12 protein-coding genes are annotated in these 24,472 nt (G+C 38.6%); all 12 read left to right on the top strand.

The window, feature by feature from the left end:
• Window positions 1-4: 4 nt before the first annotated feature.
• The 12 genes from EG344_RS18330 to EG344_RS18275 all read left to right on the top strand — a co-directional run bounded on the left by EG344_RS18330 (window position 5) and on the right by EG344_RS18275 (window position 24,461).
• Window positions 5-2,395: a hypothetical protein gene (locus EG344_RS18330; protein ID WP_123910810.1), complete on the top strand. Its 2,391-nt coding sequence runs from the start codon at window positions 5-7 to the stop codon at window positions 2,393-2,395.
• A gap of 10 nt (window positions 2,396-2,405) precedes the next feature.
• Window positions 2,406-2,654 carry a glutaminase gene (locus tag EG344_RS18325; RefSeq protein ID WP_228412760.1) on the top strand — a complete coding sequence of 83 codons (249 nt, stop codon included), beginning with the start codon at window positions 2,406-2,408 and terminating at the stop codon, window positions 2,652-2,654.
• Between the two features lie 906 nt (window positions 2,655-3,560).
• Entirely contained in the window at window positions 3,561-10,604 is a 7,044-nt protein-coding gene (locus tag EG344_RS18320; RefSeq protein ID WP_123910809.1) for a type I polyketide synthase, read from the top strand.
• 19 nt (window positions 10,605-10,623) lie between these two features.
• The gene (locus EG344_RS18315; protein ID WP_123910808.1) at window positions 10,624-14,880 is read left to right on the top strand and encodes a type I polyketide synthase; all 4,257 of its coding nucleotides are present in this window, start codon (window positions 10,624-10,626) and stop codon (window positions 14,878-14,880) included.
• The gene (locus tag EG344_RS18310) at window positions 14,868-15,167 is read left to right on the top strand and encodes an acyl carrier protein (protein ID WP_002977699.1); all 300 of its coding nucleotides are present in this window, start codon (window positions 14,868-14,870) and stop codon (window positions 15,165-15,167) included. Before EG344_RS18315 ends, EG344_RS18310 begins: the two co-directional genes overlap by 13 nt.
• Window positions 15,158-15,940 (top strand): alpha/beta fold hydrolase, encoded by a 783-nt coding sequence (locus EG344_RS18305; protein WP_123910807.1) that lies wholly within the window; start codon window positions 15,158-15,160, stop codon window positions 15,938-15,940. The genes EG344_RS18310 and EG344_RS18305 overlap by 10 nt, the downstream gene beginning before the upstream one ends.
• Window positions 15,933-18,335, top strand: a complete 2,403-nt coding sequence (locus EG344_RS18300; RefSeq protein ID WP_123910806.1) for a glycosyltransferase — start codon at window positions 15,933-15,935, stop codon at window positions 18,333-18,335. Before EG344_RS18305 ends, EG344_RS18300 begins: the two co-directional genes overlap by 8 nt.
• A gap of 19 nt (window positions 18,336-18,354) precedes the next feature.
• Window positions 18,355-19,626 carry a condensation domain-containing protein gene (locus tag EG344_RS18295; protein ID WP_164464466.1) on the top strand — a complete coding sequence of 424 codons (1,272 nt, stop codon included), beginning with the start codon at window positions 18,355-18,357 and terminating at the stop codon, window positions 19,624-19,626.
• Entirely contained in the window at window positions 19,623-20,873 is a 1,251-nt protein-coding gene (locus EG344_RS18290; RefSeq protein ID WP_123910804.1) for a condensation domain-containing protein, read from the top strand. The genes EG344_RS18295 and EG344_RS18290 overlap by 4 nt, the downstream gene beginning before the upstream one ends.
• Entirely contained in the window at window positions 20,870-21,418 is a 549-nt protein-coding gene (locus EG344_RS18285; protein WP_123910803.1) for a hypothetical protein, read from the top strand. The genes EG344_RS18290 and EG344_RS18285 overlap by 4 nt, the downstream gene beginning before the upstream one ends.
• A 130-nt stretch (window positions 21,419-21,548) precedes the next feature.
• On the top strand, window positions 21,549-23,117 hold the full coding sequence (locus tag EG344_RS18280) for a type I restriction-modification system subunit M (protein ID WP_123910802.1): 1,569 nt from the start codon (window positions 21,549-21,551) through the stop codon (window positions 23,115-23,117).
• A 54-nt stretch (window positions 23,118-23,171) separates the two neighbouring features.
• Window positions 23,172-24,461, top strand: a complete 1,290-nt coding sequence (locus tag EG344_RS18275) for a restriction endonuclease subunit S (protein WP_228412759.1) — start codon at window positions 23,172-23,174, stop codon at window positions 24,459-24,461.
• Window positions 24,462-24,472 lie beyond the last annotated feature (11 nt).

Here is a 24,472-nt window from a genome sequence, read left to right as displayed (position 1 = left end):
TCAAATGCTTCAATTCCTACTATCAGATAACGAATCCCTGCTTCAGTATCTCAATGAAGAATATGTAAGTATTGAGGAAATAAAAATGCGCCTTTTTTTAAAAAAAAGGGCACAAAATTTCTTACTGCCTGACCATTTATACAGACTTGAGCAAACCATAGTTTTTGATACAACCAAGAGTTTATCAGTTTTATTTACTGCCACTATGCCCGATTTCGTGTCTTCTTATTTAGAATTGGAAAATAACAGAATTTACATCAGGCAGGAAAAGCATAATGACTGGCAAGAAATCCTCACTTTCATCCCACCTTTGTGGCTGCAAAGCCTTTTGCTATTCAAGAAAACAAATGACAAATTCAGCTTAGAAGATAGAGTAAAGTATTTCAATACTTATATTGTACCTAATACACAATACACCTCTATTCCAAGTGCAAAAATACCACACCTCAATTATTTCATTGCTGAAAATAAAGGGCTTCACGATTTGCATATGCATTTAAATGGTGCACTGGAAACAGATCAGGTTTGGCAGGATTATTTATTCAACCCTAAAGAAGTATATTATCATCTAAAAAAAGGTTATAAAAGTACAAAAGTAAAAGAGCAGCTGGAACAGGAATCTGTACAATTCACTCCTTTAAATTATTATAAGCTCTTAAAAATAGCCCAAAGACTTCGGGAATTATTTTATGTTTTTCTATTTCCCGATGAAGCTGCTATTTATAAAGAGAAAAATAAAATGGTCCTCTTACAAAAACTGGTTAATGATTTTTCCAGTTATCCAGGCAACTATCAACATCCCTTTAGAGCACTTGTTTGTACTAGTATACAAAGACATCCTAATGAGATGTCTATTGAAGCATTGATGCATATTATGATTCTCGACCGTTTACAAAACAATCCCAATGAAATACTTGCAGGGCTACTTCACTTTTACTTACTTATATTAGGATTAACCAATCGGTTATTGGTTCAGCAGACTCACCAAAACGGATTTGAACAGTTCCAAAAACATACCCTCAATGAATTAAGAGAAGGTAGCGAAAAAGAATATATGCGGCGCTATCATCAAATGCATGGAAACAATATGTCCAACCTCCATTTTCTTGAAGGTCGCTTTTCTCCAAAAGCTACCCAACAGGATATGATTTCTTTTATCAGTAAAATCTACAAAGGCTGGAATAAACTACTTAAAGACATTTATGATAAGAACAATAATTCTCCTATTCCACAGTTGTGCTTAATTGCCCATTTCATCAAAAGACCTGAAAAAAGAATAGATAAAACAATCCGCCACAAAGAATTGCGCTATGACCTCATAAAACGAGGCAAAGTATTGGCATACCTTTTAAAAAATCATTCGCAATATAGAAGAAAGATAACAGGAATTGATGCCGCATCCAGTGAATTCGATGCTCCTCCCGAAGTCTTTGCCCCCCTATTCAGAATGATGAGGCGAGCAGGTATTCAACATTTTACCTATCATGCAGGAGAAGATTTCTATCATGTATTGGACGGACTTAGAGCTATATATGAAGCTATTCACTTCTGCGATTTAAGAACAGGAGATCGTATAGGCCACGCTACAGCTTCCGGATTATCCGTCCATCTTTGGTCCAAAGTGATTGGAAACAGCCTCCGAATAAAAAAAGGAGATCATATGGATAATTTGATATTTTGTTACCATCTTATCATGAAATACCGAATAATACCTCTGCAAGGAACGATTCCTTATATTAGTAATGAAGTAAGTAATTTATGTTTTACTCTTTATAATGAATACTTTTCGATGGAGGTACTTGAAAGAGCATGGCTAATGAGACAGTGCTGTCCTGTTCACACCCTAGAATCTAATAAGGAGAACATTCGTTCTGTTTCAGTTTTTGACAATAACGAATGGAACTTTGTGGTCGAAAAAAATTGGATAAAAGAAAGAAAACTACTAACAGATAACCCTGCATGGAGAGCATTTGAAGCTTATCATAGAAAACAGAATAGAGAAAAGTTTAACGAAATCATTACCATTGATCCATTTGAAATTCTAAAAAAAGAACAAGTAGAGCAAATACAGCTTACACTACTACAATTAATGAGTGAAAAAGAAATTGTGATTGAGACACTTCCTACTAGCAATGTAAGGATTGGCTTTCATAAAGATTTCGATACTTATCATTTAGCCAATTGGATCCGATGGAAAAAAGAAGGAAAAAATATCCCTGCTATTGTAGTAGGAACTGATGATACTGGTATTTTTTCAACCAATATTTATAATGAATATGCCAACATCTATTCCAGTTTTATCAATACACACAACACTCCTCATTCAGAAACCATGGCTATTATCAAACAGCTTGATGAAAGTAGCAAAATCTACAGATTTGAGTTCACAGACTAATTCACTTCTAATGATAACAAAAACTTACCGATTAATACATTTACAAACAAGAAGTATATCAAAAGTTTCACATACAAAAAATGCAGACACAGCCAAAATAGTAGAGCCACAAATACTAAGCTGCGGAATTACCGTAAGCGTTCCCGGAAAAATGGGTATTGGTGTATTCAGTCCTGCATTGGATCAACATGGAAATTCATTGGCTGGATACCATATTATTCTAGATCTGGCAAAACAGTACAACCTGAGTATATTTTAAAACTTACTGATTATAGAAAAAGCGGAAAGCATTTTAAGCGTGAATAAATCCTTATAAAATTCAATTAAATTTCTACTTTTTGACCTTTTTATAAAAACTAAAGCAGCATTTCGCTGCTTTTTTTCATTTATATTTCATATTTCCGTAATATGTTTACTCTATAACATAAAATTATCCTTCTTTTCAAAATCCCAATCTGGATAAAATAACTCACAAAAAGCAATTCTCCAATACGTCAATAATATGATATAAATCAATTTCATACAAAATCAACTCAAAATTTCATGCTTTTCAAACATCCGGTTTTGCTGATTTTATGCGGTAATTATTTATGTTATCTTTTTGTAATATACAAAAAAACAAATCTCTTATTTTTGAAATATTTTATTTTTTATTTCTATATTTGCTTAACATTTCTTTAACTATAATTATTTATTTTTATGGTTACGCAGATTGTGCCGGCTTGTTTATAACGAATAAGAAAATAAACCGTATACTTTTATAACATTTGAACAATTAACATTTGTTTGTTAAAAAATTATTATCGAATTTTATTTATGATTAACAACATATCATAAATTTATTATTTTTATTCATGCATCACAAACAATCAGTCTTTATTACCATTAGATTGATGTTTTAATGCAAAATCGCATATTATTATTTTAATACTAAATGCAATGAAAAACTTGACCATTATTAGGCTAATGCCTTTTGAAAAGCCGGACACAAATCACAATCCTAATCACTTTAGGACCCATCACGTGTTGTTGAAAAATCTTCAACAAATAAGCTTTACCAGTGAAAATATAATAAAAACCAATTTTATGGTTTTGTAATAAGACATTCTTCTTTGTCTCAAAGACTTATGTGTTTTTTGCAAAATCTTTACTAACATATCACGCCATGAAAAACTTAACCATCATTGGACTAACGCCATTTGAAAAGCCGGATGTCAACCTTATACCTAAATTGCATCAGGCGGGTATATTTCCTGTCCTCAGCTTAGGCCAAGAGTTAACGAATGCCCAGGCAGCACTTAGCCAACTGGAAGAAACAGACCTACCCTCTTATGGTATTTATGTTTCTAATGAAAAACTATCAGCGCTTCAACTTCCTGAAAGTGTAAGATTTGCGATCTTACCATTCGGAATGAAAGTTCCTCAAAACCCAGAACTGGATATTATCTATCAGGTAACCAGTTTAGAAGAAGCAAGACAGGCTGAACAATCAGGAGTTAAAGGAATTATCATCAAAGGAAATGAAGCAGGAGGTCAAATCGGCTACGAATCTACATTTGTATTATTCCAGCGCATTATCAAGGAAATCACAAGCATTCCAGTTTGGGTACAAGGAGGAATAGGACTCCATACCGCTGCAGCTGTGAAAGCGTTGGGGGCAGCAGGTATTGTACTGGACAGTCAGCTTGCTTTATTCCCTGAAAGTTCAGTTCCAAAAGACATTAAGGATTTATCCTCAAAACTGAACGGAACCGAAACCAAAATCATTGCTAATCACCGTGTATTGGTAAGGCCTAATTCGCCTTCACTACCGGATGATATCAATGCTGAAGATCTTAAACAATATTTTACTGATCTCGATATCAGCAAAAGCTATATCCCAATGGGACAAGACATTTCGCTGGCTACAGACCTTTATGAAGAGTTCAGAACATTGAAAAAAATGGCTTTTGGATTCAAAGAAGCCATGTATGGTCATCTGAAGCAGGCAAAAGCACTTCAGGTTATTGACCAAAATAATCCATTAGCTCAGGAGCTTGGTCTTACCTATCCCATTGCACAGGGGCCAATGACCCGTGTAAGTGATGTAGCAGGATTTGCCAATGCCGTGGCCGAAGCAGGTGCTTTACCATTTATTGCCCTATCATTATTGAAAGGAAACTCTGCCAAATCTTTGGTGATGGAAACAAAAGAATTGGCTGGTAATAAAACCTGGGGTATAGGTATTTTAGGGTTTGCGCCTCAGGAATTAAGAGACGAACAAACTTCTTATATCCTTGAAGCACAACCTCCTGCAGTGTTGATCGCCGGAGGAAGACCGGCACAGGCTAAAGTATTTGAAAAAGCAGGCATAAAGACATTCCTGCATGTTCCATCTCCTGCCTTGTTGGATATTTTCCTTAAAAAAGGTGCAAAAAATTTCATTTTCGAAGGTCGTGAATGCGGTGGTCACGTAGGTCCATTATCCAGTACGGTTCTTTGGGAAAAACAGATTGAACGTATATTAAAAGAAGACCATCCGGAAAATATCAGTGTATTTTTTGCCGGTGGAATCCATGATGATTTCTCAACAGCATTTGTTTCTATCATGGCCGCTCCATTAGCTGCCAGAGGAGTGAAAGTGGGTGTATTGATGGGAACTGCTTATCTGTATACTCAGGAAGCTGTACAAACAGGAGCTATTCAGGAAGAATTCCAGTTACAGGCAATGCAGGCTAAAGATACCGTCTTATTAGAAACAGCTCCGGGACATGAAACCCGTTGTTTAAATACTGCATTTGCCAACCACTTCAATACTGAAAAAGCTAAACTTTTAGCTGCCGGAACAGATAAAAAAGATGTATGGGAAAAACTGGAAAAATTAAACGTAGGCCGCTTAAGAATTGCTGCTAAAGGAATAGAACGTCAGGGAGATCAGCTAGTAAACATTCCTAAAGACGACCAGTTGGACCTTGGAATGTACATGATCGGCCAGATTGCCACAATGCAAAACAAAGTGCTTACTCTTGAGGAACTTCATCAAAACGTAAGTATTGGCAATTACGAATACATTCAGAATGCTGAGTTGGCAGAACAACCAACATCCAGCGAAAAACCATTAGACATTGCCATTGTCGGAATGGAATGTATTTTTCCGGGTGCTAAAAACCTGGATGAATTCTGGAGAAACATCATCTTAGGAAAAGACAGCGTTACCGAAGTTCCGGACGAAAGATGGAATAAAGATCTTTATTACAAGCCGGATTCAGATGAAGCAGATGTATCCCATTCAAAATGGGGTGGTTTCATTCCGAAAATTGATTTTGACCCACTTGCATTCGGAATTCCGCCACAATCTCTAGCTGCTATTGAACCTACACAATTACTTACGTTATTGGTAGCAAAACGTGCGATGGAAGATGCAGGATATGGTGAAAAACATACTAATAGAGAAAACATTTCTGTAATTATTGGAGCTGAGGGAGGGAATGACCTTGCCAACAGCTATAGTTTCAGAGGATATTATAAACAAGTATTCGGAGAGCTTCACGAAGAAGTAAAAGAGGCTTTCCCTCATACTACAGAGGATTCTTTCCCTGGTATTCTGGCCAATGTGATCGCAGGTAGGATTACCAATCGTCTGGATCTTGGTGGTAGAAACTTCACGGTAGATGCAGCGTGTGCTTCATCTTTGGCAGCTATTGACCTAGCATGTCAGGAGCTTGTATTGGGTAAATCTGATATGGTTCTTGCCGGAGGTGCAGATTTACACAACGGAATCAACGATTACCTGATGTTCTCCAGTACTCACGCTCTTTCCAGAAAAGGAAGATGTGCTACCTTCGATAGTGAAGCAGACGGAATTGCCCTTGGAGAAGGAATCGCTATTCTTGTTTTAAAACGATATGAAGATGCCATCAACGATGGTGACCGTATTTATTCGGTAATCAAAGGAGTTGGCGGATCTAGTGATGGCAAAGCCCTTGGTCTCACTGCTCCTAGAAAAGTTGGTCAGGTAAGAGCCTTAGAACGTGCTTATACTCAAGCCGGAATCAGTGCCGCCTCTGTAGGATTGGTAGAAGCTCACGGTACAGGAACTGTTGTTGGAGATAAAACAGAATTAAGTGCTTTAACGAATCTATTCAGTCGTTCGGGAGCATTACCGGGACAGACGCATTTAGGTTCTGTAAAAACACAGATCGGACATACTAAGTGTGCTGCAGGATTAGCAGGTTTAATCAAAGCTTCTTTGGCCGTTTATCATGGAGTAAAACCTCCTACCCTTCACCTTAAACAGCCGAATGCTTATTATAACGCTGAAACCAGCCCGTTCTCTTTCCATGCGGAAACGGGATTATGGACGGAGAAAAATCGTTATGCAGGAATCAGTGCTTTTGGATTTGGAGGAACTAATTTCCACACCGTAATTGCCAACCATCCGAAACAGGATGACTCTATCGCTATGCAGTCATGGCCTTCAGAATTATTTGTATTCCGGGGGGATACGTATGAAGAAGCAAAAGGACAGTCAAGTCAGATCAAAACGTTATTAGAAATCAATGATGAGATTCCATTAAAAGATATTGCTTACAGTTTAAGCATTTCTTCAGAGAAGCCAATTCAATTCAGTGTCGTAGCGGATAACGCTGTAGACCTGATGATGAAGCTTGAACTGGTATTGCTAGGGATTGAAACCAAAGACACTTTCACTGTTAATAAAAAAGAAGGTAAAGTAGCGTTCACATTCCCTGGACAAGGAAGTCAGAGAATCAATATGGCTCGTGATCTGTTCGTAGTTTTCCCGACTATGCGTAAAGTGATCGATAACTATCCTGAGCTTGAAAAAGTAGTATTCCCTTCAACAACATTCAATGAAGCGGATTTAAAACAACAGAAAGAAACCATTAAAGACACCCGTTTAGCACAACCGCTTCTAGGAATCGTTGATCTTGCATTGGCCAAATTCTTAGAATCATTAGGAATTATTCCTGATATGCTTGCTGGCCATAGCTATGGTGAATTACCTGCTCTATGTTTCTCAGGAGTATTTGGTGAGGATAAACTGGTTGATTTAAGTATTCAAAGAGCGCAGTCAATTTTAGATTCAGTAGAAGGTGGAGATCCAGGTTCAATGTTAGCAGCAAGTGCTACTCACGAACGTTTACAGCCGATCATTGCTAAAGTGGAAGGATGCTATCCTGTTAACTTCAATGCTCCTACTCAATGTGTCATTGCAGGAAGTACACCAGCGATCAATACTTTATTGGAAGTCCTTAAACAGGAAGGAATTTCTGCTAAAAAATTAGAAGTGGCATGTGCATTCCACAGCCCATTATTGGCAAAATCAAAAGATTTATACGCTGATGTATTAAAAGATGTTCCTTTTGAGGAAATGCAGATTCCTGTATGGTCTAATACAACAGCACAAGTATATCCGTCGAATCCTTCAGATATCAAAGAAAGATTAACTGACCACCTGGTACAGCCAGTAAGATTCGTGGAGCAGATGCAAGCGATGTATAACGATGGAGCAAGAATCTTCATCGAGGTAGGACCTGGAAAAGTCCTTACAGGATTGGCAAAATCATGTATTGAAAAAGATCAGTTGACTTTATATGTTGAAGACAGCAGCCGTAATAAATTCACTCATTTATTATGCATGTTAGCTCAGTATTTAGGAACCGGACGCAACTTCAATATTGAGAAACTTTTCGATGGCCGCTTCGTTCAGCTTGTTGACATCAACCAGCCTGAATTGTATAAGAAAAGCCCTGCCATCTGGCGCGTTAACGGACAAGCTGCACATCCGACAACAGGCTCATTACCTGCTAATGGTGCACTCCCTATCATAAATCCTATTCCTATGAACAATTTTACGACTCATAATACGCAAGCTCCTGCACCGGAAAGCCTATCTACGGCAGAACGTATGCTGCAGGAATATTTAAACAGCATGAAATTAATGATACAGGCACAACGTGATGTGATGCTTTCCTTTATGGGACAGAATCCTCAGGTGAATCCAATGCCTGTTTACAATACTCCAATGCCGGCTCCTTCTCCGGAACGTACAATCCCTGTACAGCAGGTTCAACAAGCAACAACAGTTGCCGTTACAGCTGCTGCCGTTGCAGTAAAAGCCGCTCCAACAAGAGATATCAAAGCTTTATTACTACAGGTTGTAAGTGATAAAACAGGATATCCTCAGGAAATGCTGGGTATGGAAATGGACCTTGAAGCAGACTTAAGTATCGACTCTATCAAAAGAGTGGAAATCATCGGAACACTTCGTAACGAATTGGGAACTTTAGCAAAAGGCAACACCAATGAAGATATGGTGATGGAACAATTGGCAGGAATCAAAACCCTGAGCGGATTAGTTTCATGGCTTACTGAATTCTCAGGAGCAGATGCAGCACCGGCAACTCCTGAAAAAAACGGAACTTCAGCTGAAGCAACTTCAACGCCACAAGCAAAAGCGACTTTATCATTAGAAGACCTTCAAAATGCAATCCTGAATATCGTAAGTGAAAAAACAGGATATCCAAAAGAAATGCTAGGTCTAGACTTAGATTTGGAAGCAGATCTTAGTATCGATTCTATCAAGCGTATGGAAATCATTGCTGATCTTAAAAACAAAATCGGTTTCGGTAAAAACCTTGAACAGGCCGATGATGTAATGGAAAAACTAGCGGCTATTAAAACCCTTCGTGGATTGGCAAGCTGGATCAGTGAAATGAGCGGAGACAACAGTGAAGTAAAAAACGAAGTAAAGGAAGAAACAACTTCTGAAGCTACAAACAATGTATTATCACGTCTTCGTTTTGATATCACTCCTACAGATGCTTCATCAGTACAAAACACAGAGGTTCTGCAAGGAAAACGTTTCGCCATCACTCAGGATGACAGCCAACAAACCTCAGCGATTAAAGCTGAATTGGAAAAACATGGAGCTATCGTAGAATTGGTAGAGGCAGACAAAGATCTTTCAAATGTTGATGGATTGATTATGCTAGACTTATTCTCAGCTACAGATAAACCAAGTATTATCGATCACGTTGATTTAATTAAAAAACTTGATTTTGATAAAGCAAAATGGGTATACTTAATCTCTGATATTGCAGCTCACATTCAGGAAGTAACCGATGTAAGTGTTTTACGTCATCACCAAGGTTATCCTGGACTTTTCAAAAGCTTGGCGAGAGAATTCGATCATACAACCTGCAGATTAATCAGCTTGAGTACTCCTCAGGAAGTAGATCAGATCGCTGAAATTACTTTAAAGGAAATTCTTACCAATGATAAACCTGCTGAAGTGATTTATAAAAACGAAAAAAGACATAAGGTAGATATTATCCCTTCCCCATTGTCAACGAGTTTAAATGAAGCACACATTCAGCTAGATCAGAAATCTGTAGTATTGGTATTAGGCGGAGCACAGGGAATCACTGCAGAATTAGTGAAACACATGTCTCAGGCTTACCCATGTACTTATATTTTAGTAGGAAGATCAGCAGATCCAAGAAATGAAGTTTCTGCTAAAGAATTCGAAGGAATGAAGACGAAAGAGGAAATCAGAGCATTCCTGATCAAATCCGGAAAATTCACTTCCCCTGCTGAGATCGAAAAAGAAACCACAAAAGTTTTCAAAAATAATCAGATCCTACGCACCATCCGTGATATGGAAGCGCTTGGAAACACGATTATTTATCAATCATTAGACCTTTGTGACGAAGAAGGATTAAGCAATCTGATCAGCGGTATTTATGAAAAATACAACCGTTTAGATGGTGTAATTCATGGAGCAGGTCTTTTAGAAGATAAATTATTCAAACAAAAAACCACTTCATCTTTTGGGCGCGTATTTGATACCAAAGTAAAACCACTTCGTGTATTGGCTGAACAACTTCGTACAGACTGTCAGTTTGTGGTATTATTCTCAAGTATCGCATCAGTATATGGTAACAAAGGCCAGACAGATTATGCTGCTGCCAACAGTGTACTGGATGATTACGCTAACGCTCTGAATAAAAGATTAAAAGGAAAAGTAATTTCCATCAACTGGGGACCTTGGAAAGGAGCCGGAATGGTTTCTTCTACCCTTGAATCTGAATACGAACGTAGAGGTATTTCTATGATCCCATTGGATGAAGGAAAGGAAATCTTCCTTAATGAAATAAAATACGGAACTGAAAGCCAAGTGCTTATCATGTCAGGAAATAATTGGTAATCCTCTGTATACACTAACCATGAAAAAAACAGATGTTGCTGTAGTTGGACTATCCTGCGTCTTTCCCGGGGCGCAGGATGCCCATACTTTTTGGCAGAATATTGTCAATAAAGTAGACTCTACCCAATCGGCTCCGGCTGATCGGATAGATCCGGTACACTTTAGTGATGCCACGAACCCTGTCGATCGTTTCTATTGCCAACGAGGCGGGTTTATTCCTGATTATGAGTTTAATCCTACCAGCTTTGGAATTTTACCCCTTGCTGTGGAAGGAACTGAACCCGATCATTTACTAACCCTAGATTTAGTTCAAAAAGCTTTGGAAGATGCCGGAGTATTTCAAAAGAATACTTCCCTTGAAAAAGCAGGAATTATCATTGGGAAAGGAAATTATACCGGGCCGGGAGCTACCCGTGCCATTGAAATTGTAAGAACCGGAGAACAGATTTCCTCTTTATTGCAGGAATTGCTGCCTCAGGTATCTTCTGCTGATATTGAAAAAGTAAAACATGCTTTCCAGGAAAGAAAAGGACGTTTCGCTGCTGATACTGCCATGGGACTGATTCCCAATCTGGTAGCTTCATTGGTCGCCAACCGTTTTGATCTTGGAGGCGTTGCTTTTACTGTGGATGCCGCTTGTGCCAGCGCTTTAATCGCTGTAGATCATGCTGTACAGGAACTTCAGAGAGGTCGTTCTGATATGATGATTGCCGGAGGTGTTCACACCGGACAAAATGCTGCTTTCTGGAGTATTTTTGCTCAATTAGGAGCGATGTCCCGTCAACAGCAAATCAAGCCCTTCAGTATGGATGCTGATGGATTGCTGATTGGTGAAGGTTGTGGTTTCGTCGTTTTAAAACGATTAGAAGACGCTGTTCGCGATCAGGATAAAATCTATGCGGTGATCAAAGGGGTGGGTGTCAGCAGTGATGGTAACGGAACCAGCGTGATGAGCCCATCCGTAAAAGGTCAGCTGAAAGCTTTAGAACAAGCCTGGATCAATGCGGATCTGGATAAAAATAAAGTAGGTTACCTTGAAGCTCATGGTACCGGAACTCCGCTTGGAGATAAAACAGAACTTCAGACCTTAGCACAGTTCTTTGGGAAAGAAGAAGCGGTTCCGGCAGCAGGAATCGGATCGGTAAAGTCCAATATTGGGCATGCTATGCCGGCTGCAGGAATCGCAGGACTGATCAAAACCTGTCTTGCCTTGCACCACGACACATTACCACCAACCTTATACTGTGAAAATCCTACTGCAGAAATGCAGAACACAAGATTTGAGCCTGTACAGGAAGCTAAAAACTGGTCAAAAACAGGGCTGCCAAAAGTAGCAGCAGTCAACGCTTTCGGATTTGGAGGAATCAATGCTCACGTTGTTCTTGAAGGCTATGATATGCCGAAAAAAGACACCGTATTGCTATTGGCAAGACCTACCCACGCAGAGCTGGTTTCTGCCTTAAAAAATAACGAAACAACAACAGGTGAAGGAGATTTCAGAGTAGCGATATTCGATCCTACGCCTGCGAGAATAGAAAAATCCCTTAAAATCGTTTCTAAAAACCTGATCTGGAAAAACAAACAGGACATCTGGTATACTTCTACTCCATTATTAAAAGATGGCGGAAAAGTAGCCTTTGTATTCCCTGGATTGGATGGACTGGCAAAAGGTGAGGTGGAAAGCGTAAGCCGTTATTTCGGATTAACAGCTCCTATAGAAACCGAAGGTGAAGGGCTTTTAACCGATGCTTTAAATATCTTCAACAATTGCAGTATCATTGACAATTCATTGAAAAAGCTCGGAATCATCCCGGATATGAATGCGGGACACAGTTTAGGAGAATGGCTGGCAGGATATTCATCTGAGCTGGCAGAAGCCAATTCCGTAAAAGCGTTAATCGATGTATTGAATCCGGAAACTTTTGAATTAAAAGATTCCAAGTTCATTGCCATTGGAGCAGGAATTGATGTCGTACAGCCTTTTATTACTGAAATTTCAGACCTGTATGTCTCGAATGACAATTGTCCTAATCAGGTGATTCTTTGTGGAAGCAATGCTGCATTGGATGAATTGGTTCCGCAATTAAAATCAAAACAGATCTTCCATCAGGTATTACCATTCCAATCCGGATTCCACTCTCCTTTTATCGCAGATAAACTGGATGTGATCCTTGCCGGAATGGAAAAAGCACAGTTCCAGAAAACGAAGATCCCGTTATGGTCAGCCACTACATTAGAACCTTATCCAGCAGATCAGGCAGCGATCAGAAAATTGAGTGCTGAGCACTTGGTAGAACCTGTTCGTTTCCGTGAACTGACAGATAAATTATATGAAGAAGGTGTAAGAGTTTTCATTCAGGTGGGCACAGGAGGTCTGATCGGATTTATTGATGATACTTTAAAAGGAAAAGCATTCAGCACGATTGCTTCAAGTGTTCCTGCCCGTTCTGCATTAGCACAGTTACAACGTGTGGTTGCGTCCTTATTTGTAGAAGGCAAAACGGTTGCTCTTGACTTTCTAGAGCTTCAGCATCAATCAAAAAAATCATCAGGTAAAGGAATTAAACTGGAATTAGGATCCCCTATTATCAGAAATTTTAAAGAAGTAAAAGCATTAGCTCAAGCCTTTGAAACCCCAAAACAATATACTGCTTCCGCTTCAGCCATGACTGCCAAAAGTGGTCACCCGCTGGTACAAGCATTTCAGGACAATGTTACGGATATGATCCGTATGCAGGAAGAAGTCTTGACTTTATTCCAGAACCGTCCGGAAATCACCATTCCACGTCCGGCTCCTGTAGTACAACAAGCAGCTCCCAAAGCTCCAAGAAGCACAACTTTCTCAAAAGATCTGTATGTGACGCTTGAAAGTCATCCTTATCTGATCGACCACAGCTTATTGAGACAGCCCAAAGGATGGGCTCATGTAGCAGATATGGAACCGGTAATCCCGATGACCATGATCTTTGAGCAGCTTGCAGAAATTGCAGAAGCGGAAATTCCGGGAACACAGGTTCATAAAATCATGAACGTAAGTGTATTCCAGTGGATGAATGTAGCACAACCTTTTGAGAAAACCGTAAAAGGACAATGGCGTGGCGAAAACCATGCGTATCTGGATATTGAAAACTTTGCCAATGCTGAAGTGATCTTAAAATCTTCACCTGTCCCTACTCCAACATTCAACCTTTCTGTCGGTGACCTTTTACCAATTGAAAGAACCCCTGAAGAAATCTATGATGCCCACATGTTCCATGGCGATAAATACCAGGGAATTACGGAAGTTTCAGCGGTTGGAAACAAAGGAATTGTAGGAAAAATTAAAGGAAATGGCGGAAAAGGATCTCTGCTAGACAATGCCGGACAGTTATTCGGGCTTTGGTTACAGCTTACACTGGTGAAAGACCGTATTGCATTCCCTGTGAAGATCAGAGATATTGAATTCTTTGGCGATATGCACGATCAGGAAGGTATTTTTGAATGCACCTGTATGCTGACTGAGCTTAACGATGAATTTGCCATTGCAGATATTATCCTGAAAAGAGACGGAAAAGTATGGTGCGCGATCACCGGATGGCAGAACAGAAGACTGGAAATTGATGCCGCTTTATGGAATGTTTCCATGTCGCCATTGCATAACCGACTTTCTGAAGAAATTGCTCCTGAAGTATTTTTCTTCCATCAGGCCTATACCAGAGTAGCTTCATGGGATTTTATCCTGAAAAGATATTTCAACCAAACGGAAAAACAGCATCATCTGCAATTATTACCGAACAAGAAGAAAAACTGGATGGTAAGCCGTGTTGCCGTAAAAGATGCCGTTAGAAACCTTCTTCGTCAGGAAAAAAATCATGCCTGCTTCCCGATTACTTTCGAGATCCGATCCGATGAAGTGGGGAAACCTTACCTCATCAGTGATTTTACAGAAAACATTCATATTTCATTGGCTCACAAAGGAAAAGAAGCTGTGGGTATTGCGAGATATGGCAAATCTGTAGGAATCGATATGGAACTCATGGAAGAACGCAACGAAGGATTCTATGATCTGGTATTTACCGACAATGAATTAGCCTTGTTAAAAGGAAAAGATCAGGCAGAATGGACCACCCGCTTCTGGGTAGCGAAAGAAGCCTACGGAAAATTCTTAGGAACCGGACTGAAAGGGAACCCAAAAGCCTTCGAAGTCGAACTTATAAAAGATGATCACTTGTGGATCAACAATATTGAAATCAAAACTATTAAACATAAAAATTATATTATCGGATGGACACTGTAAACGCAACATTAAAAATGAACCACGAAGAACTTTTTACTTTATTAAAAGGTTTTATTACTGAAGTGATAGGTGCTGAATTTGTAGAGGAGATGGACATTACTCCGGAAAGTTCATTCACCAAAGATCTTGAAATGGACAGCATCGAGATTGTCTCTTTCTCTGAAAAGATCAAGGCGCATTTTGGCGATCAGATCGACTTTACAGGTTGGTTATCTTCTATGGATCTTGACCAGCTTATTAATCTTGACCTTAGTATGATCATCAATTATATCTACGAATGCCAATAATCACTGTCAATAATAAACAAGTTCACATACAGGAACTCAACAAAGGAGCCGAACAAACCGTGGTACTGATCCACGGTATGTTCAGTAACCTGTCCATTTATTATTTTAATATTGCCCCTATTCTGGCAAAACATTTCCATGTGGTGATGTACGATCTGAAAAGTCACGGTATGAGTGAACGCTTTTTGGATGGGTACGACCTTGATAACATGTCATCCGATCTGATTGGTTTAATGGATCACCTTCAACTGGAAAAAGTACATCTTACAGGCTATAGCTTCGGCGGTCTTATTGCTTTGAAAACAGCATTAACATATCCTGAACGCGTCAATCAACTGGTGGTGATGGAAGCTCCTGATCCTCAGGATGAAAAAGCAAGGAATATCATTGATGAATACAGCAAGGAATTCCTTGAGCATTATGTAGCCAATTTTACAGATACCACCAAAGTCCAGATGGGCAAAAGACAAATGGAAAAGAACCATCGTATGTATGAGTTTCTGTTTAATCAAACCAGCATCAAAGCAGATATGATCAGGGAAAAACATTTCCTTGATGAAGCGGATTTCAGTCAACTGAAAGCTTCTACGTTATTGCTTTACGGTGCGGATTCCAACTGCAGACCTACAGGAGAATGGCTGCAATCTCAAATCAATGAATCCGAACTTGAATTAATTTCCGGCGATCACAATATTCCGATTCAGGAACCTCAGCTCATTGCAGAGACGATCGCTCAGTTTTTATCTAATATCTTAACGAAGAACCATGGCTAAATTTGCATTTATAGTTCCACCCTTGACAGGACATGTCAACCCTACTCTAAGCATCGGTGCTACGCTGTTGGAAAGAGGGCATGAAGTAGCATGGATCAGCCTTGACCCGACTTTAGAGGCTAAACTTCCGGAGGGAGGAAAATTATTACTGATCCAATACGATCAGACCGACGAAGAAAAGAAAGAAAGCGAACAATATCTCGATATTATTTCCAAAAAAGTAGTGTATGGAATCGACAGTGTGAAGTTCCTTTACGAGGAAGTTCTTATTCCACTGAACAGACATTGCTATAATGGAATTGTTGCTTTATTAAAGATATATCAACCTGATTTGATTATTGGTGACCACCAATTATTTGCCGCTCCGATAGCAGCAAAAGCATTAGGGATTCCTTATGCGACTTCCGTTACGGCTCCGGCTGCCATTAAAATCATGAATGAGCTGCCAAAAGTACACGAATGGGAAGTGAATCAAATCATCGACTTACAAAAAGAGCTAGGCTTCAATGAAGAGCGTTCTCTGGCCACTTCAGATTTGTTGACCCTTGTTTTAACTTCAACCTATTTCTTTGGGGATATGGAAGATCTAGCACCTCAATATCAATTCACGGGACCAGTTCTTACTGAAAGACGTATCTCCTGTGAATTTGATTGGGACCGATTAAAAAGTGCCACCAATAAAAAGATTTTAGTAAGCATCGGAACGACTTTCGATCACGATCATAAAAAAGCATTCTTCCAAAAGGTAGTCGATGCTTTCAAAGACGAAGATTTAACAGTGGTAGTAGTTTCTGATCCACAACTTTTCGAGCAGTGGCCGGACAACTTTATGGTGTATCAGCAGGTTCCGCAATTGGATCTGTTACCTCATCTTGACGGCGTAGTTTGCCATGGCGGTCACAATACCGTTTCTGAAACCTTATCCAACGGGATTCCTTTGGTAGTGATTCCAATTGCTTATGACCAGTCACACGTTGCAGGGCGTGTAGTACGTACAGAAGCGGGTGAACGATTGAACTTTAACAGATTTAAAGCCTATCACCTGAGAGAAACAGTACAACAAATTTTAAATAACCCGAGCTACCGTGAGGCCGCTCAAAAAGTAGGACAATCTTTTATGGAAGCAGGAGGAGCATCTACAGCAGCTAATTTATTGGAGACGGCGATTACAAAAGCCTCAAAACACGAAAAACCATCTAAATTTTTATTCGTTGTTCCGCCATTTTTCGGACATGTGAGCCCTACATTAAGTGTGGGAGCAAGTCTTATTGCCCGTGGGCACGAAGTAAAATGGTTTGGAATTACCCCACTAGACAGTAAACATATTCCTGAAGGAGGTTCTTACTACTATCCTGAAGAAGATCTTATTCCTTACCAAGAAGAAATCGCCCGCATTTTAAAAAGACAGGATGATGGCCCGGCTTGTTCAGGCCCTGAAGTGATGAAACTGGCATTAGAAGAAACGTATGTTCCTTTTGCTAAAATGATGATGCCCGGATTAACCCGATTAACAGAAAGCTGGATGCCTGACGTGATCGTGAACGACTGTATCACTTTCGGAGGTGCACTTTTCGCTCATAAACATAATATTCCTTGTGTAACGACAACACCTGTTCCACCAGATGTCATGGGAGACACTGAAAAAAGTGCCCCAAAAATCTGGGAATGGCAGCAAAACCTCATCAAAGACCTGCAAAAAGAAGTAGGCATTCATGAGGAAGGTATTTACATCCATTCTCATAAACTGAATATGGTATTTACGTCACAAGCCTTTGCCGGTTTTGATACTGTACCATCTCACATGAAATTTGTAGGCCCGGTAAAAGGCCGTCCGAACGATGCTCCATTTGACTGGGATAAATTAAATGCTTCTACTGCTCCAAAGATCTTCGTATCATTGGGAACTTTATTGGTAGACATCAGAAAAGCATTCTTTGAAAAGATCATCGCTGCATTCAAAGATCAACCCGTTACTGTGATTGCCGCTACTCCACCGGAAATCTTTGAAGAATGGCCGGAAAACTTTATCGTGAACAGCTTCGTGCCTCAATCTGCAGTAATGCAAAGAATGGATATGGTAATTTGCCACGGTGGTTTCAATACCGTAAATGATACTTTCCGTAATGGTTTACCAATGTTGATCACGCCTATCGCTTACGATCATTTCCATATTGCGAAATTAATTGAGCAGGCAGGTTGTGGAATCAGCATCCGATACAAAAGGCTTCGTGTAGATGCCCTTCGTGAAACTGTTTTTGAATTACTGGAAAATCCTAAATACAGAGCTGCAGCCCAAGAGGTTCAGAATACCTTTAATCTTGCCGGAGGTAACGATAAAGCGGTAGAATTACTGGAAAACTTTGTAGAGGAACATTCCACATTAGCTTCAGTATAACAAATTTATAAATCTATCTATGAAAAGAAGATTGTTATTTGGCGAACGAATGTTACTGGGAGACGGAACAGAACCGTTCAATGCGGTGATCCCTTTCAGACTAAGAGGTACCTTTGCATTAAAGGATATCCAGCAGGCTTTGGCTCAAATCCAGAAAAAGCATCCGTGGTTAAAAGCGTTGATCGCTCACGATGAGAAAAACATTCCCTGGTTTGATGTTCCTGAAAACCCGATCTCCATTCCGGTTCGTATTGTTGCCCGAAAAAGCGACGATCACTGGCAGGAAGAATCCAGAAGAGAATGGAATACCTTATTTGATCCTAAAAAATTACCTCTTATCCGGTTTGTCTGGATCAAGGGGGAAGACGTTTCTGACATGTTATTTGCGTTCCACCATTGTTTATGCGATGGTGGTTCTGCAATGGCTTTTCTTTACGAATTTTTAAAAGTGCTGGATAATCCCAATGCAGATATTGGAATAGAACATCCAATTTTAGGCATCCAGGATGTGGTTCCGGCAAATATTTTAAACAGCCGAAAGCAAAAATTAAAGGCCAAATTCATTGGAAGATTAGCGGCCACAGCCATCAAGGTTATTCCTACCGGTAAAAAATCTATTGACCGCCAAAATGACTATTTAATCAGTTGGAAAGTAGATGAAACCGCAAGCCAGCAACTGATTTCCTATTGCAAAGCCAATGGTGCTACCGTGAACACGTTCTTAAGTGCTGCTTTACTTCAGGCATTCAGGAAAATAAAAGGAACCGGAGCTTTCAATAAAGTGTCCTGTCCTGTAGATATCAGACGTTTTGCTACCCAGGTGAAGAACGATCATATTTTTGCTTTTGGATTGATGATTGTAGTTTCTGCTAACGAAAAGCTGAGCTTTATAGAAAATTTACGTGCCATGCAGGCTTCTGTAGAGCGTAAAACCTCTAAGCTTGATCCTTATATTACCATGATGGTGATGGAATCCGGGCATGATGCGCTGAATAATTTCACCAAACTTCTAAAGAACGGAAAATCCTCTAACGACTGTATGTTTTCCAACCTGGGACGTATTCAGATTCCTCATGAGTATAAGGAATTCTCGGTGGATGCTATTTTCAGTCCGTCTGTGATTGGTCCGCTGGGGAATACCACTACACTGGTAGTTTCTACCTACCGTGGGAAAATGGATTTTTCTTTTGTAGGAAGTGAAGGCTATTTACCTTATACCGATGCTCTGGCCATCCGTGATGAAGTGATGAGGATCATTAAAACTCAACTGGAATATATCGCTGTATCATGATCAAAAGAAAACTAATGATGGTGGAAAGGATCATGTATGTAGATCCCGAAACGCCCGTAAACTGTGTATTTGCAGCCAAAATAAAAGGAGAAATTCCGGAGCAGAATTTTAAAACTGCTCTGGAAAAAATCCAGCAGAAACATGCATTACTAAGAGTGGTTATCGACTCTAAGAGTGAGAAATACCCTTTTTTTATAGAAGAAAAAGAGATTGCTCCTATCCCACTCCGCATCGTAGAAAGAAAAACAGATCAGGACTGGCTGACAGAATCTCAAAAAGAATGGAAAATCTTATTTGAGGAAGAAAAAACACCGCTTGCCCGTGTAGTATGGGTAAGAGGACAGGATGTTTCTGAAGTCTTTTGGGCCATCCCGCACTGCATTTCAGATGGGACAACCGGAGTAACATTAATGAAGGAACTTCTTCAGCTTTTAGATAACCCAGCTTTAGAATTAGAACCTTACGAGCCTTTCACTTCCGTAGATGAATTTCTCCCTTCCAACTTTAATGTAAAAAGTAAGAAATTTAAAGCCAAACTTTATCTGACCTTTGCCAGGTTCTTCTTTATGCTGCAACAGAAAAGCAAAAAGAGAAACCTTGGAAAAGACTATGTTCTTCACCAAAAGCTGGATCCGGCAGCCACAGCCCAAATTACGGAGCGATGCAAAGCTAACGGAGTTTCCGTACATGCTTTATTGTGTTCTGCATTTATGCAGGCATTCCAGGAAATAAAAGGAAAAGACGCCAAAGGAAAAGTCATCAGTCCGGTGGATGTCCGTCATTTTATTCCGGAGATCAAAGAGGATCATTTATTTGCCTTTGCCCCAACGGTTGACCTTGCGATTAAAAAAGGAAGTTCCGATCTGTTGAACAATGCCAGGCAGATTAAAGAAGACCTTGTTCAGAAAATAGGAAAAATGGAAGCCCGCGAACTGCTGTGGATGGGTGAACAGATGCACCCGATTGTAGACCGTATGATCTCCATGCTTAAATCCAGCAATGGCAGCCATGATGTAACCCTCTCCAATATGGGCAGGATCAACATCCCGAACGAGTACAAAAACTTCAGCATTGAAACCATTTTCAGTCCTACGGTAGCCTTCCCGTGGCTGAACTCAAATACTCTGACGACAAGTACCTACAATCATCAGATGGATTTTATATTTTTGTCCAACGAAGATTTCCTTCCCAAAACGGAAGCCGCGAAAATAAAAGAGAAAGCCATAGCGCTAATGACCACCTCATGAAATTGAAATTTAAGCCGAAGCCGCCTAAAAAGCTCAAAAAAACTACCCTTAAACGCTTTCTCATCAAGCGTACAATTTATTATGTCCTTCCGAATGTATTTTTCAATTTCATCATTGCCTATGCCAGCTTCAAAGAACTAGGCTATACCCATTTTTTCTCCGGTGAACAGAATCTGGCCCGCCTTACCTTGCCCATGGCCCTGTTTCTCCCGGTTGTCCTCACCATAGACATCATCAAAAGAGTCACCGATGCCGCCGGACAAGGCGCCATTGAGTTTACCGTAGATGAAGCGTTGAATAGTAAAAAATTAATGACCAAGCTGAGTATTCTGCATGGTGTGATTACCTGTTCTTTGGTATTAGCTATGCTTTTTTTGGGGCAGTATAATTTTTCTAAGGATTATAAGCTGGATGCTACGGCGATGGCTGTTGTTGTGGGGATATTGGCAGGAGTGTTGTCTGTTGTGTTTGTGTATTTGCCAGTGTGGAGGTTGAGGAGGTGGATGTGTAGGAGGAAGCAGGCAGTCATAGCAGAAGAATATTAAAACTTAACTACCATTCATTTATACCACAATACGTTACAATTACGACATCAATATTATACAAAATTTTCAGTTCTACTCTTTCTTTTTAATCTAAAATAAAATATCTTTAAAGTTTTTAATTAAGGATAAAATGTCAGAAGAACAGAAACGTCAGTTGCAGCAGCAACTTTGGAATATAGCTAATACTTTACGCGGTAAAATGGATGCTGATGAATTCAGAGATTATATTTTAGGATTTATCTTTTATAAATATCTTTCTGAGAAAATTCATTTTACAGCAAGCAAAATTTTATTAGATTCTGGAGAAGATATTGATTACAATGATGTTGATGAAAATTCTGAATCTGGAAAGGAAATTGTTGAAGCTATTTATGAAGAAGTTGTTGAAGATCTGGGTTATTTTCTAAAACCTTCTGAACTTTTTAGTAATATTGCTAAAAAAGGACATCAGAAGCAGGAAGGAAAATCTAACTTCATCTTAGCTGAGCTTTCCAAAATCCTTAATAATATTGAGCAATCTACTCTGGGAACTAATAGTGAAGATGACTTTGAAGGATTGTTTGATGATTTAGATCTTACTTCAGCAAAGTTAGGTAGAACAGAAGACGAAAAGAACACATTGATTTCAAAAGTCTTATATCATCTTGATGATATTGATTTCAATTTATCTGATACTAATGCAGATGTTCTGGGAGATGCCTATGAATATTTAATTGCACAGTTTGCCAGCGGTGCCGGAAAAAAAGCTGGTGAGTTCTATACCCCGCAGCAAGTTTCTACTATCTTGGCAAGAATAGTTACCAGTAGAAAATCACAATTAAAATCTGTTTACGATCCTACCTGTGGTAGTGGATCCTTACTTTTACGTGTTGCTCGCGAGGCAAAAGTAAGTGACTTTTATGGTCAGGAAATGAACCGTACTACCTACAACCTTGCAAGAATGAACATGATTCTTCATGGTGTCAATTATAGTAACTTTGATATCAGACAGGAAGATACCCTGGAAAAGCCTCAACATCTTGATAAAACGTTTGATGCTATTGTTGCTAACCCTCCTTTCTCTGCTAAATGGAGCGCTAATGAGTTACATCTTTTAGATGAAAGATTTTCGCAATACGGAAAATTAGCCCCATCTTCAAAAGCAGATTTCGCTTTTATACAACACATGATCCATCATTTAGATGAGAATGGAATTATGGCAGTTGTCATGCCTCATGGAGTTCTGTTCCGAGGAGCAGCAGAATTAGTTATCCGAAAATACCTTATCAAAGAAAAAAATTATTTAGATGCTGTTATTGGCCTACCTGCCAATATTTTCTTTGGCACAAGTATTCCAACTTGTATTTTAATTTTTAAGAAATGTCGTGAAGCCGATGAAGATATTCTGTTTGTGGATGCCAGTAAAGAATTTGAAAAACAGAAAAATCAGAATGTGCTTCTCAATGAACATATTGACAAAATTGTTGACACCTATCAAAATCGTACAGTAATTGAAAAATTCAGTCATAAAGCTACCTTACAAGAAGTTGCTGATAATGATTACAACTTGAATATTCCAAGGTATGTTGATACTTTTGAAGAGGAAGAAGAAATTGATATTCAAGCAGTAATGGCTGAAATTAAACAGCTTGAAGCAAAACGTTCTCAATTGGATACCGAAATTGAAGTCTATTTAAAAGAATTAGGCTTAGTAAGCTAATTTTTATTTTTATTAAATCCTTAATGTTTATAGCTATAACAATAGATGACTGAGATGACAAAAGAAAATAAAAGTGTGAAGAATTTTCCTAATTTGAGAAATATACCCAAATTAAGGTTTTTTAAATTCACTGACCCATGGGAAAACCAGAAACTTGGAGAGCTAATGACCTTCAAAGTAACTAATTCTTATTCAAGAGATAACCTCAATTATGGATCAGGAACCGTAAAAAATATTCACTATGGAGATATTCATACTAAATTTCAAACTCTATTTGATTTAGAAAAAGAAAATGTACCTTATATAAATGAAGATATTCCTCTAAGTAGAATTTCAGAAGATTTTTATTGTCAAGAAGGAGATATTATTTTTGCAGATGCATCTGAAGATTTAAACGATGTTGGGAAAAGTATTGAAGTTACAAATCTTAATGGTGAAAAATTACTTTCAGGCTTACACACCCTTTTAGCAAGACCACAAAAAAATATTTTTTTTAAAGGCTTTCTTGGATATTTATTAAAATCTGATAGTGTAAGAAATCAAATAAAAAGAGAAGCCCAAGGTTCTAAGGTGTTAAGCATTAATGCGGGTAGAATTTCTAATATTTATTTATCATTTCCTTCATTTTCAGAGCAACACAAGATTTCCGAATGTCTATCTCTTATGGACAAGCGCATACAAACCCAAAAGAAAATAATTGGAGATTTGAAATTATTAAAAAAAGAAATAACCAAAAAATTTTTTAACCAAAAGATAAAATTCAAAACTTGCAATCAAGAAGAATTTCCAATTTGGAAATTAACAAAATTGGAAAATATATTAATCAAATTTGAAGAAAAATCAACTTGTAGTAATCAATATCCAATTTTAACTTCCGCAAGAACTGGGATATACTTTCAAAAAGATTATTTTGATGATAACGAAGTAGCCAGTAAGGATAACACGGGTTATAACATTGTTCCTAGAGGATATTTTACATACAGACATATGAGTGATGATATTGTATTTAAGTTCAATATAAATAATCTATGTGATAAAGGTATTGTTAGTACACTTTATCCGGTATTTACAACTAAAGGGGTAAATGATTATTTTCTAAAAGAGTATTTAAATGAAGGACAAGAATTTAAAAATTATGCTCTCCTACAAAAGCAAGGTGGATCAAGAACTTATATGTACTTTAACAAACTGAATAAGCTAGCATTATATTTCCCTTGCTTTGAGGAACAAACGAAAATAGCTGAGTTTTTATCAAAATTAGATGCAAAGATAAATTTAGAAAATAAGTTACTAACTCAATACGAAAATCAGAAAAAATATTTATTACAAAATCTTTTTGTTTAATAGAGCTTTAT

The organism is Chryseobacterium sp. G0162 (assembly GCF_003815715.1).
Taxonomy (GTDB): domain Bacteria; phylum Bacteroidota; class Bacteroidia; order Flavobacteriales; family Weeksellaceae; genus Chryseobacterium.
The sequence above is the reverse complement of the archived record's forward strand: the minus strand, read 5'-3'. Positions and strand labels throughout refer to the sequence as shown.

Excerpts from the sequence above, each read along its gene's own strand:
- EG344_RS18330 (WP_123910810.1), top strand. The coding sequence starts at position 5 with ATGCTTCAATTCCTACTATCAGATAACGAATCCCTGCTTCAGTATCTC.
- EG344_RS18325 (WP_228412760.1), top strand. The coding sequence starts at position 2,406 with ATGATAACAAAAACTTACCGATTAATACATTTACAAACAAGAAGTATA.
- EG344_RS18320 (WP_123910809.1), top strand. The coding sequence starts at position 3,561 with ATGAAAAACTTAACCATCATTGGACTAACGCCATTTGAAAAGCCGGAT.
- EG344_RS18315 (WP_123910808.1), top strand. The coding sequence starts at position 10,624 with ATGAAAAAAACAGATGTTGCTGTAGTTGGACTATCCTGCGTCTTTCCC.
- EG344_RS18310 (WP_002977699.1), top strand. The coding sequence starts at position 14,868 with ATGGACACTGTAAACGCAACATTAAAAATGAACCACGAAGAACTTTTT.
- EG344_RS18305 (WP_123910807.1), top strand. The coding sequence starts at position 15,158 with ATGCCAATAATCACTGTCAATAATAAACAAGTTCACATACAGGAACTC.
- EG344_RS18300 (WP_123910806.1), top strand. The coding sequence starts at position 15,933 with ATGGCTAAATTTGCATTTATAGTTCCACCCTTGACAGGACATGTCAAC.
- EG344_RS18295 (WP_164464466.1), top strand. The coding sequence starts at position 18,355 with ATGAAAAGAAGATTGTTATTTGGCGAACGAATGTTACTGGGAGACGGA.
- EG344_RS18290 (WP_123910804.1), top strand. The coding sequence starts at position 19,623 with ATGATCAAAAGAAAACTAATGATGGTGGAAAGGATCATGTATGTAGAT.
- EG344_RS18285 (WP_123910803.1), top strand. The coding sequence starts at position 20,870 with ATGAAATTGAAATTTAAGCCGAAGCCGCCTAAAAAGCTCAAAAAAACT.
- EG344_RS18280 (WP_123910802.1), top strand. The coding sequence starts at position 21,549 with ATGTCAGAAGAACAGAAACGTCAGTTGCAGCAGCAACTTTGGAATATA.
- EG344_RS18275 (WP_228412759.1), top strand. The coding sequence starts at position 23,172 with ATGACAAAAGAAAATAAAAGTGTGAAGAATTTTCCTAATTTGAGAAAT.